This window comes from Pelobium manganitolerans, assembly GCF_003609575.1.
Classification (GTDB): Bacteria; Bacteroidota; Bacteroidia; order Sphingobacteriales; family Sphingobacteriaceae; genus Pseudopedobacter; species Pseudopedobacter manganitolerans.
Genome location: NZ_MBTA01000012.1, coordinates 195,304 through 207,438 on the forward strand (window position 1 = coordinate 195,304; position 12,135 = coordinate 207,438).

At 39.4% G+C, this 12,135-nt stretch carries 7 protein-coding genes; all 7 read left to right on the forward strand.

Going from position 1 to position 12,135, the window contains the following annotated elements; genetic code table 11:
* Positions 1–83: 83 nt before the first annotated feature.
* The 7 genes from BCY91_RS07425 (at position 84) to BCY91_RS07455 (ending at position 12,110) form a co-directional block, all read left to right on the forward strand.
* Positions 84–857 carry a sialate O-acetylesterase gene (locus BCY91_RS07425; protein ID WP_120181326.1) on the forward strand — a complete coding sequence of 258 codons (774 nt, stop codon included), beginning with the start codon at positions 84–86 and terminating at the stop codon, positions 855–857.
* Between the two features lie 8 nt (positions 858–865).
* Positions 866–1,597 (forward strand): polysaccharide deacetylase family protein, encoded by a 732-nt coding sequence (locus BCY91_RS07430; protein ID WP_120181327.1) that lies wholly within the window; start codon positions 866–868, stop codon positions 1,595–1,597.
* 160 nt (positions 1,598–1,757) lie between these two features.
* Complete coding sequence (locus tag BCY91_RS07435) at positions 1,758–2,936, forward strand: glycoside hydrolase family 27 protein (protein WP_120181498.1); 1,179 nt, start codon at positions 1,758–1,760, stop codon at positions 2,934–2,936.
* A gap of 19 nt (positions 2,937–2,955) precedes the next feature.
* Positions 2,956–3,681: an alpha-L-rhamnosidase-related protein gene (locus tag BCY91_RS07440; protein ID WP_120181328.1), complete on the forward strand. Its 726-nt coding sequence runs from the start codon at positions 2,956–2,958 to the stop codon at positions 3,679–3,681.
* Between the two features lie 37 nt (positions 3,682–3,718).
* Positions 3,719–6,076 (forward strand): glycoside hydrolase family 2 TIM barrel-domain containing protein, encoded by a 2,358-nt coding sequence (locus tag BCY91_RS07445; RefSeq protein WP_220699451.1) that lies wholly within the window; start codon positions 3,719–3,721, stop codon positions 6,074–6,076.
* A gap of 395 nt (positions 6,077–6,471) precedes the next feature.
* Positions 6,472–11,334 (forward strand): rhamnogalacturonan lyase family protein, encoded by a 4,863-nt coding sequence (locus tag BCY91_RS07450; RefSeq protein WP_182995330.1) that lies wholly within the window; start codon positions 6,472–6,474, stop codon positions 11,332–11,334.
* A gap of 83 nt (positions 11,335–11,417) precedes the next feature.
* On the forward strand, positions 11,418–12,110 hold the full coding sequence (locus tag BCY91_RS07455) for a hypothetical protein (RefSeq protein WP_120181331.1): 693 nt from the start codon (positions 11,418–11,420) through the stop codon (positions 12,108–12,110).
* Positions 12,111–12,135 lie beyond the last annotated feature (25 nt).

Below are 12,135 nucleotides of genomic sequence, written 5' to 3' on the forward strand. Positions count from 1 at the left end.
TGTTTTGGTTTAAATATTATGATTCTTTAGGTTTTGCCAGCGTATTTTGTGTTGGTTTTCTTCTACAATAGTTACAAAATATCATGTGTAAATCTGTTTACTGTATAATCTTTTTTTTTCTAGTTTCGGCAAATTCGGTTTTCGCGCAATTATCCGGCGGTGATAAAAATTTACATCTTTATCTTTTGATTGGCCAGTCTAATATGGCTGGAAGAGGTGTGGTTGATGCCGAAAGCAAAGAAGTAAATCCTCGGATTTTAATGCTGGATTCATTGGGCCAATGGGTGCCGGCGACAGACCCCATGCATTTTGATAATTTAAAGTTAGTTGGCGTTGGACCTGGAATTGCTTTTGCAAAGGAAATGTTAGCAAATAATTCAAATATAAAAATTGGTTTGATCCCCTGTGCTTGGGGAGGTTCTCCAATTAAAGTATGGAGGCCGGGTGCAAAATATTTTAAAGCACGCCCTTATGATGATGCCATAACTAGAACCAAGCTGGCAATGTCGCAAGGTGTATTGAAGGGGATATTATGGCATCAAGGTGAATCAGACAATGATTCGTTGAAGTCTTCACGATATATGGCAAGTATTGAGCAATTGATTCAACATTTGAGAGAGGATTTAGAAATGCCAAAAATACCTTTTATCGCCGGTGAAATCGGATATTTCAATAAACGTGATTTTATCAATCCCGTAATTAATCAGTTGCCAAATAAAGTAAACCAAACTGCGGTTGTTTCTGCCGTCGGCTTAACGGATAAAGGAGATAGGTTACATTTCGATACACCATCAGCCCGTGAACTGGGTAAGCGATATGCCATTGCCATGAACCAGCTCCAGAAAATACAGAGATAACAATTCTTATGAAAAAACTATTATTCCTACTATCAGTAACAGTTTGTTGTTGGTTGAAAACCAGCGCACAAACAAAAGTTGGCCCGCCTTTAGTCGTACTCACTTTTGATGATGCCGAAGTGAGTCATTATCAAATTGTAGCGCCAATACTTAAAAAATTTGGCTTTCCGGCTACGTTTATGGTTTGCGAGATGCCTTGGAAAACGCCGGCAGATTCAGTTTTGTATATGAATTGGAAGCAGATTGCCAGTTTATATAAGATGGGTTTTGAAATCGGGAACCATACCGGGCATCACAAGAATATGACAAAATTGGATAGAGCAGGGATGATTGCGGAAGTGTCCTATATCGAACAAAAATGTAAGGAAAATGGCATCCCAAAACCTATTTCTTTCGCTTACCCGGGTAATCGTTCCGATTCCCTTTCTCAGGTGGTACTTAAAGAAATGGGTTATAAATACATTAGGGCAGGGAATAGCCAATATCTAAATCTGGCCGAGCCTACTTATGTGCTACCTAGCTTTACGATGGCATCTACAGAGAAACTAAAAATCCGTAGCCTAAACGCTTTAAAAAACCTAAAAGACGGTGAGGCACTAATTTTTACCATTCACGGTGTTCCGGATATTGCACATCCTGATTATACTACTGATCCCGAGTTTTTAGAAGAACTTCTGCAATATATTAAATCGCATGACTATCAAGTAATAGCCATGAAAGATTTGGATAAGTATTTATAACAAAATGAAATTGATAAAAGACATAGCTTATCGGGTATTTTTGCAAGCTACTTTGAGAGATGATTAAAACAACATAGTGCTTAGCGCACAATCTAAAGAATCGGAATCGGTTAAACTGATTTTGAAATTGAACCAATAATTTATTTTTAAAATGTATTGTATGATGTATCTAAGAAAATTAGCAGTATTTTCTTTGACTCTTTTTATAGGATTGCTTAATGTACAGGCTCAAACTATCAAACCACCTATTATGGGATGGAGTAGTTGGAATCACTATCATATTAATATCGATGAAAGCATCATAAAAGGACAGGCTGATGCTATGGTTTCTTCGGGAATGGCTGCAGCCGGTTATCAGTTTATCAATATTGACGATGGATTTTTCGGAGGAAGGGATTCCATCACCGGCAAGCTCTATTGTCATCCTGTAAAATTCCCCTCAGGAATGCGAATGTTGTCTGATTATATTCGTTCTAAAGGTTTGACTCCTGGAATTTATTCAGATGCAGGAGCCAATACCTGTGGTTCTAAATATGATAAAGATCCACACGGATTTGGTGTGGGAATGTATAAGCATATTAAAGAAGATGCCGCAACTTTTTTTGTTGATTGGAATTTTGACTTCATAAAAATAGACTGGTGCGGCGGAAAATGGCTCAATTTAAATGAGCAAACTGAATATACTTCAATCATAAATGGAATTAGAGCGGTAAAACCCGAAGCCCGTATCAACGTTTGTCGTTGGGAATATCCTGGAAAATGGGTTGAAAAAATAGCCGATTCCTGGCGGATTTCCGGTGACATTCGAGAAAATTTTGGTTCTATCAAAAAGATTATTGATTTAGCCGCTGATACTTATAAATACAGTTCGCCCGGACATTACAATGATTTGGATATGTTGCAAGTGGGCAGGGGAATGAGTTACGATGAAGATAAAACCCATTTTACGATGTGGTGTTTTATGAATTCGCCATTATTAGCAGGAAATGATTTGACAAAGATGTCGAAACAAACTATTGAAATTCTTACCAACAAAGAAGTGATTGCTTTAAATCAGGATGAAGGTTTTTATCAGGGAAGACGCTTGAAAGTGGATGAAAAAAGCGGTTTAGAAATTTGGGAGAAAAAGTTAGGTAAAGACTTAAAAGGACAGGCTATTGTATTGTATAATCCAACCGGAAAAGAAATCAACTATACTTTGGAGGCAAATGAAATAGGGCTAAACAAAAATGTAGTTCTAAGAGATTTATGGGCTCATAAAGATTTAGGGAAATTGAATCAAAATGGCAATTTTACGATTCCTAAACATGGGGTTGTTTGTTTGAAAGTGATTGATTAACAAAGAATAGTATAAAGGAATATTAAGTCAGAACACACAAACGGCTTATTTGTATGCCTTAAAACTCAAATTGTTTAATTCTGAAGAAGCAACTAAAACAGCAATAAATCATTTAATTGAATTAATGAGAAATAATGGAAATAAATTGTCTACCGGTTTTTTAGGAACAGCTATTTTAAATCAGACTTTGAGTGAAATAGGCGAGAGTGATATGGCTTATAATTTGGTTTTACAACGTGATAACCCTTCCTGGTTGTACAGTATTGACCAAGGCGCTACCACCATTTGGGAACGTTGGAATTCTTATACTTTAAAGGATGGTTTTGGTGATGCCAGCATGAATTCCTTTAATCACTATGCTTATGGCGCCGTGGTAGAATGGATGTATGCTTATATGGCAGGAATAAGAAGTGAAGATGCCGGTTTTAGAAAAATTATCATCGAACCACAACTGGATTTAAGAAAAAATTTACCCGAGGGGCAGGAACGTATTACTGAGGTAAAAGCGCAATATGCATCTGTCAATGGAATGATTAAAAGTCATTGGAAAGTTGATGGAGAAAAAGTAACGTATCATATCAATATTCCGGCAAATACTAAGGCAAAATTTATAGTTCCTGTGGCTATGAAAGGTTTTCCTAAAGCAGAAAATAGTATAAAATCAATTTCGCAAAAATTAGATAAAACAATTGTAGAGTTGGACTCCGGGGAATATAATTTTAAATTAAAAATAAACCAAAAATAGAATGGTCAAAAAAATCTTATCCTTTTATTTTTTAGGCATGAGTTTACTTTTTGCCCAGCAACCAAGAGAAAGCAAACTGTTCAATTTTGACTGGAAATTTATTCAGGAAGACAATGAAGAATTTGCCAAAGCCAATTATAATGATGCCAATTGGCAATCGTTGAATATACCGCATGACATGCAAATTAATATGCCTTGGGACAAAAATGCCAAAGCCGGTCGTGGATTTAAGCTCAATACTGTTGGCTGGTACCGCAAAACATTTAAGGCACAGGCCGACTGGAAAGGAAAACAGGTACTATTGGATTTTGACGGAATAGCCATTCATGGTGATGTCTGGGTAAATGGTAAAAAAGTTGGTGAAGCCGATTATGGTTATCTGGGTTTTGAATCAGACATTAGCGAACTTTTAAACTATGAAGACAATAATGTAGTGGCAGTTCGAGCCGATTGCAATACTTCAGGTTCGCGTTGGTACACCGGCGCTGGTTTGTATCGCGATGTGCATTTAGTAGTTCGTAATAAAATTAGCGTAGCCCGTCACGGATTGTTCATTAGTACTCCCGAGATTACAGCTCAAAATGCTAAAGTAGCCGTACAGGTAGAAATACAGGGTTTTCATACCGAGGAAGATTTGACTATAAAAACCGAAATTTTTGCACCAAATGGTGAAAAAGTAGGTGGCTCTGAAATGCTGGCTTTCAAAAGAACCCGTAAGCAAACTCAGGAAAATCAATTGCCGTTAATTAATATCAGTAAGCCGGAATTATGGTCTTGTGAAAACCCAAATTTATACAGAGCTGAAGTGAGTTTGGTTTTAAACGGCAAAATAGTCGATAAAGTAAGCGATCGTTTTGGAATTAGAACTTTGGAATTTTCACCTGAGTTTGGTTTTAAATTAAATGGTAAAAAAGTTTTTCTGAAAGGAAATAATACACACCACGATTTAGGAGCCTTGGGAGCAGCAGCTTTTGAAACCGCTATGGCGCGTCAGTTTGATGTTATGAAACAGTTTGGTTTCAACTGTATTCGTGCAGCCCATAATCCTTATTCGGAAGCTTTTTATGATTTAGCCGATGAAAAAGGAATTTTGATTGTTGACGAATTATATGATAAATGGAGCAATAAAGATTATTGGATTGGTCGTTATCCATGGACCGATTCATGGTACAAACACATTACCGAATGGATTAAACGCGACCGTAACCACCCTTCTGTAATTCTTTGGAGTTATGGTAACGAATTCCAGATGCGTGAAGATTTAGCTGGTTTCCCTACGAGTGATTGGGGAGTTACTTCTTATAAAATTTTAGACATTTTAGCCAAACGTTATGACCCAACCCGTAAATCAACTGTAGGTTTATATCCATCAAGAGCCAATGCACTAAAGAGACGTGATAAAGGTTTTGACGATGTAGAAAACATTGTACCACCAGAACTGGCTTCTGCGACAGAAATTACCAGTTTTAATTATCAGAGTCATAATTACAATCAGTATTTAAAACACAAACCGAACATGATTGTATTTCAAAGCGAAGCCACTACGAATGATTTGTTAAAGCCTTATTTTGATATGAATTATGATAAGATGGTTGGTTTAGCGTATTGGGGAGCAATAGAATATTGGGGAGAATCCAATGGCTGGCCTAAAAAAGGATGGAATTATTCTTTCTTTGATCACACATTGAATCCTTTACCCGAAGCTTATTTAATTAAAAGTGTTTTTTCTGAGACACCTTTGGTACAAATAGCAGTTTTAGAAGAAAATCAGGGCGAACAGGAAATTTGGAACGATATTGCCGTTGGTAAAAAAGTGACTTCGGCACACTGGAATCGTGAACCAGGAAAAGCCTACAATATATTTACTTATACCAATGCAGAGGAGGTAGAATTGTTGGTCAACGGAAAAAGTATTGGAATCCAAAAAAATCCAACCGATGTAAAATCAAAAAATATTATCGCCTGGAAAGCCGTGCCTTACGAAGCCGGAAAAATAGAAGCTGTGGCTCGTAATAAAGGAAAGGAAGTTGCCCGTCAAGTCATAGAAACTACCGGAAAAGCTGTGGCTTTGCAACTGGAAGTTGAAAACAATGGCGATTGGAAAGCTGATGGTATGGATCTGCAATATGTAAAGGTTTATGCGGTAGATGCAAAAGGACTTAAAGTGCCAACAACAACTGGAGAGGTTACTTTTAAAATAGAAGGAGCAGCAACTTTATTAGCTGTTGATAATGGCGATCATTACAGTAATGAATTGTTTAATATCAACAAAAGACAGTTGCATAATGGTTTTGCACAGGCTATACTAAGATCTAAACAGGGTACCGGAAAAGTGAAGCTAAAGGTTAATGTGGAAGGCTTAAAATCAAAACAAATTAATTTAGGTACAAAATAGTTTTTACGTTATAGGTTATGTACATATGCTTTTTTTATTTTTAAAGCTTGGTATTTTAGGGACAATACCAGAAACACATAATGAAAGCAGTAAACATTAAGGAGCTAAAAATCCTATTGCATGGAGGTACAATCCTCGTTTCAGAAAGTCGTTTAGTAAAGAACTAAGAACGTCTAATTCAAGGTTAAAGATACGACGGCATTATTGAGAGTTATTCGTCTCGTTTTTTGAACCAAATTTAATGGGTTTTTGGGTTGATTTTACGTGTCAACTCTTTTTAGAACAGGTAGTTTTGCTATTCCCAAAAACCAATTATCAACATTATGGTCAAAAACTGCCTGCTATTACTTTTGTTAGCTCTCACTTCTTTATCCGCAACTTATGCACAGCGAAGGATGGAAAATTTAGGGCGAGGTGTTGTAGCAAGCCGTACCGCAAACAATCAGGCCTTAGTAAGCTGGCGCCTGCTCGGTACCGAGCCACAAGACATCGCATTTAACCTTTATCGCTCAGAAAACGGCGCTGCCGCACAAAAATTAAATCCGCAACCCTTAACCGCCGGAACAAATTTCGTAGATAACACCTTAAAAACTACGGTTTCCAACAGCTACTTTATAAGGACAGTTCGCAACGGTGTTGAAGGTACGGCAAGTTTATCTTATACCTTACTGGCAAACACGCCAGTACAACCATACTATTCGGTGCCAATTATAGAAACTCCGGGTTATTACGTATTACATGTAAACGTCGGCGATTTAGACGGCGATGGCGAATACGATTTTGTGTTAGACAAACAACCTACGGTAGATGGCTTTGGGCCGCAACTTGTTGAGGCGTACAAGCGTGACGGTACGTTTTTATGGCAGATAAACCTTGGTCCTAACAGCTTAAATCGCGACAATATTTTGCCGGGTTCGTCAGCAATAAATATTGGCCACGCAGATAATATTACGGTTTACGATATCAATAATGACGGTAAGGCTGAAGTAATCCTGAGGACATCAAATGGTGTAACCTTTGCAGACGGCAAGAAAATCGTAAATCCAAATAATGATGTGCAATACATGACGGTAATTAATGGGTTAACAGGTACCGAAATCAGCAGTAGCTTATTTAACAACCCATACATATCACGCGGCCCAATGACAAGCCATTTGGGGATAGCATACCTAGATGGTATTAACCCCAGTGTAGTATGGGAGGCAAAAAACAGAAAAGCCGACGGAAGTTTTAACGAGCTTACTACCGCTTGGGACTGGAAAAATAATACACTTGAGCAAAAGTGGCAATATTATATGCCGGATACGGGCGCACAAAAATCTGGACATCAGATACGTTGTGCAGATTTAGATGAGGATGGAAAAGATGAGATAGTACCATTTGGTTACGCTATAGATGATGATGGAAAGCAATTTTTTGATCTTTCATTACAGGATATCTATCATGGTGATAGGTTTTTTATTTCTGATATGGATCCACATAGGCCAGGAAAAGAACTCTACGGAATCCAGCAAGGTTATAGTAAATCAGGTATGATGTGGCATTACATTGATGCCAGAACGGGCGAAGTTCTGCTAGCTCAGTATGATCCTGCAAACAGAGATTTAGGCCGGGGCTATGCAGGTGATCTGGATCCTCGTTATGATGGCTATGAATTTCACACTTTCGTGGACGGTTTATATAACGTGTCAGGAGCTAAGGTTTCAAATGCTATCCCTGGTTCTTATCCCAATCTGCGCATTTGGTGGGATGGAGACTTGTTAAGTGAAAACCTTGACGGCCAAAGATTGTCTAAATGGAATCATAAAACTGAAGCGGAAGAACGTCTTTATACAGTTTCGGGCGTGTTACTTGCTCCTAGGTCTGTTCCAGCTTATTATGGTGATATTATTGGCGATTGGCGTGAGGAAATGATTTTTGCCAGTTCGGACAATAAGAGCCTAAGGATTTATACAACCCCGCATCCGTCAGACTATAGACTTTATACCCTGCCACACAATCCGCAGTACCGTAACGACATGACAGCTAAAGGTTATAATCAGTCTTACATGGTTGATTATTACTTGGGGCACAACATGGAGCAACCACCTTTGCCGGCTATCCAAAAAGCAGACAAATATTGGGACGGGAAAACAAGCAACAGCTGGACGCCAACGGGTAACACCTGGATTAACGATACCAACCAAAGTGATAGCTACACCAATGGCGATGTGGTGATGTTTGACATAAGGGGAAACAGCGCCTCTGAAATAAATATATCTTCTGATTATGCACCTTCTAAAGTTTGGGTGGTTAACCCAGAAGGAAAAGATTATACGTTTGGAGGCTCGGGTAAATTAATCGGCGATATGGAGCTGGTTAAAATGTTGCGAGGTAACTTAACCCTGAATGGCAACCACGATTATACTGGTAACTCTGTGGTTGAAGAAGGAACGTTTACTGTTAATGGCATGTTGCAAAGCAAGGTTTGGCTAAAAACTAGAGGCAATGTAGCGGGTGTAGGGACTTTAAAAGGTGGGTTGCTACTACAAAAAGGGCAAAACGTTGAAGATGCCGGAATCAGGCCGGGTAATGGCTCGCTTCCAGGTACTTTGTCCATTATTGGCGATGTAGAGCTTCAGGGAGGTAACAATCTTGAGTTTGATATTGCACCAACTAAAGCTGGAATAAATGATTCTTTGAAAATTTCGGGCAATTTAAAAGCTTTAGGTTCTAACAATATCATTGTAAAATTCGAAAACAGCCAGCCCATTGCCGGGAGCTATACTTTGGTGCAGGTTGCTGGGAATATCACCGCAGATCTTTCAAATTTCGTGCTTAAAGGTTTAGACGCCTCACCGGCGAAGTTGGTTTTAGATGGTAAGCTTTTAAAACTGGTAATAGCGCCTCAAAGAGCTCCTGCTACGGTAAACTGGGTAGGATCTGTAAATGGTGCATGGGATTTTGAAACCGAAAACTTCAAATTATCAAATGCTAATACCGCATTTGTAGGTAAAGATTCTGTGGTATTTAATGGAGACGCCACTACTAAACAGTTAACGCTTAACAAAGCCGCGCTGACCTCCGGCTTAAACTTCCAGAGTGGGGAATATCAAATCCAAGGTGATGGCGCAATTGCAGGCGAGGGCGGTTTGTTAATAGGCAACAATGTTAAGCTGAATCTTGGATTAAGCCAGAACACCTATACCGGCGCAACCATTGTTGACGGCGCCGAGCTGAAGTTAGAAACCATGGGTATGGCAGGCAAGCCTTCATCATTGGGCTCAGCAAGCATTGATGCCTCTAATATCAGATTCAATAATGCTTCTATTACCGTAAACCAGCGTAGCGTAACAAACAGGGGCTTCAGTTTAAGTGGAACAAACAAGATTATAATACCTGCTAATCAGTATTTAAATATTACCACAGGTGATATAAAAGGCAACGGACAGCTGATCAAAGAGGGTGAAGGAGGACTATATATTCTTGGTAAAAAATCGTTCACCGGCACTACCCTCATCAAAAGCGGACAAGTAAACCTTCGAAGGAAAGAAGGAAATGAGATGGGTTTAGGTGGGGGAACCGTCACATTAGAAGGCGGTGCTTTGAATTTAGAAGACATAAGGGATTACGCTCAGATTAAGTGGAATATAATTGTACCTGAAGGAAAAAGCGCGTCACTGTCAGCAGATGGCAGAAGTACTATGTCTGGCACTTTAACCGGAGCAGGCACTTTGAGTATACAACTGCCTTATGTTCGTACAGATTTTGCAGGCGATTGGTCAGCGTTTAAAGGAACTTTGAATCTGTCCGGGTCTGATTTTAGAATTGGTAATAAGTACGGATACGGTAATAGCGAGATAAACTTAAAGAGCGGGAATATTTACACCATATCGGGCGCAGCCTCAAATATAGCAATTGGAGCATTATCTGGCGATGTCGGTGGCGCAGTGTACGGCGCTTCATATACCGTTGGTGCCAAAAACACCGATGCGGTTTTCTCTGGTAGCATCAGCGGAACAGGTTCTGTAACCAAGGTGGGTACCGGAACGTGGACGGTAAACGGAAGCAACACTTTCACGGGAGCTGTACAGGTGAATGCCGGTAGGTTACTAGTTAACGGGGCTACGGGTAAGGCGCGGGCAATCGGTTCTGGGGCGGTAAACGTAGCAAATGGTGCCCGCATTGGCGGTACCGGTACAATCAAAGGAGCTTTAACTATTGCTGACGGTGGAATTTTAGAGCTAGGTAGCGACGGTATCGGCACGCTCACAGACAGCTCATCTGTAACACTTGCCACAGGAGCGATAACCGAAGTAGAGATTAATAAGCCGGGATTTAAAAACGATAAATTGAAGGTTCTAGGAAATTTGGCTTACGGTGGTATATTAAAAGTTGCTAACGCTGCCAACAATACGTTCGCAGACGGTGATTCTTTTAAAATTTTCGAGGCTAATTCTTTTTCCGGAGACTTTGATTCGATACAACCAGAGAGCCCAGGCGCAGGGTTAAAGTGGGTGTTTTCTGCAAGCACAGGAGTGTTAAGTGTAGAAGGTGGTGCGCCTATTGTTTTGCCGGATAAGAACTTCACTGTCTTTACTACAGACGAAACCTGTAATATCAGCAACAACGGTAAAATAACTATTAGCGCAAAAGCCAATTTTACATATCAAGCATCATTAGCTACTAAAAATTACAGCTTTTCCAATGCGTCGCCTTTGGTGATAGAAAATTTGGTTGCAGGAAACTATACACTTATAATTACCATTCCAGGGCAGGATAAATTTGAACAGCAATATCAGTTGACCATCAATGAACCCAAACCCTTGTCCGTATTTGCAATGGTAGATAAGAAATCGAAAACTTTAGCTTTATCTATGGCCGGAGGCGCAAAATATCAGGTGGTTTTAAATGGGAAAGTTCTTGAAACTGCCGACAGCACGTTGACCTTAAATTTGGCAGATGGAAACAATAAACTATCTGTAACCACTGATAAGGATTGCCAAGGCATTTTTGAACAAACTGTTTTTGTCTCAGAAACGATTAAAGTGAGCCCAAACCCGGTAAAAGATAGGTTAACCATAGATGTGAGTGCCCACAAAGTTGGTGTAGCATCCATTAAATTATTTGACATCAGCGGTCGGACAGTTTTTGAGAGCAAGCAAGATTTTAATGCCGGAGTTGCTACAATTAACGTGGAGGCTTTGCCTGCAGGCCTATACAACTTACAGCTGAGCAGTGCAGAAATTAATACAAATGTTAAAATAGTTAAGCAATAAACGCCAAATAAAAGGCTTGTTTAAGCTTAACCAAGCCTTTGTTATAACTGAAAGCATTGTTTTAAAACGATAAACAACAAGAAATGAGAAGAATATTTTATATAATAATTGCCATAACCACTTTAACTGCCTGTAAAAAAACAAAAAAACAGATTGTTGAAGATAAAAAGCCTACGTCTGCAGCACTAGTTACACCGGCTAGCAACAGCGTTTGTTTTAGTGGCCAGGTGGTATCTTCTACAACAACCTCTGTCACCTTTAATTGGCAGGCGGCTAACAACACCGATAGTTACGAATTGGTATTAACTAATTTATTCTCTAAAGCCGTCACACGTAAAGCCACTACAGAAAACAAGTTGATCTTAGAACTGGATAGGCAAACACCGTACGCATGGTACGTAATCTCAAAATCAAATACCAGTTCCGAAACACCACAAAGCGATACCTGGAAATTTTACACCGCAGGCGAAGGTCAGGTTTCTTACGCTCCTTTTGCTGCCGGACAACTTTCACCAAGCATGGACCAAACAGTAAGCGCTTCGGGCGGTAAAGTAACCTTAACCTGGGTAGGCGAAGATGTAGATGGCGATATTAGCGGTTACGATATTTATTTAGGAAATAACAGAAATGCTTTGGCGCCGATTAAGGAGAACCACAATGCCACAAGCTTAGAAGTGGTTTTGGCCAGTGGGCAAACCTATTATTGGAAAGTGATTACGAAAGACCAAAAATCAAATACCAGCACAACGGCTATATATCAATTTAAAACGCAATAAATATAGTTTACTAACCAATTTTAAC

What these genes read in the sequence shown, in the direction of transcription:
- BCY91_RS07425 (WP_120181326.1), top strand. Translation starts at nt 84, where the DNA reads ATGTGTAAATCTGTTTACTGTATAATCTTTTTTTTTCTAGTTTCGGCA.
- BCY91_RS07430 (WP_120181327.1), top strand. Translation starts at nt 866, where the DNA reads ATGAAAAAACTATTATTCCTACTATCAGTAACAGTTTGTTGTTGGTTG.
- BCY91_RS07435 (WP_120181498.1), top strand. Translation starts at nt 1,758, where the DNA reads ATGATGTATCTAAGAAAATTAGCAGTATTTTCTTTGACTCTTTTTATA.
- BCY91_RS07445 (WP_220699451.1), top strand. Translation starts at nt 3,719, where the DNA reads ATGAGTTTACTTTTTGCCCAGCAACCAAGAGAAAGCAAACTGTTCAAT.
- BCY91_RS07450 (WP_182995330.1), top strand. Translation starts at nt 6,472, where the DNA reads ATGGAAAATTTAGGGCGAGGTGTTGTAGCAAGCCGTACCGCAAACAAT.
- BCY91_RS07455 (WP_120181331.1), top strand. Translation starts at nt 11,418, where the DNA reads ATGAGAAGAATATTTTATATAATAATTGCCATAACCACTTTAACTGCC.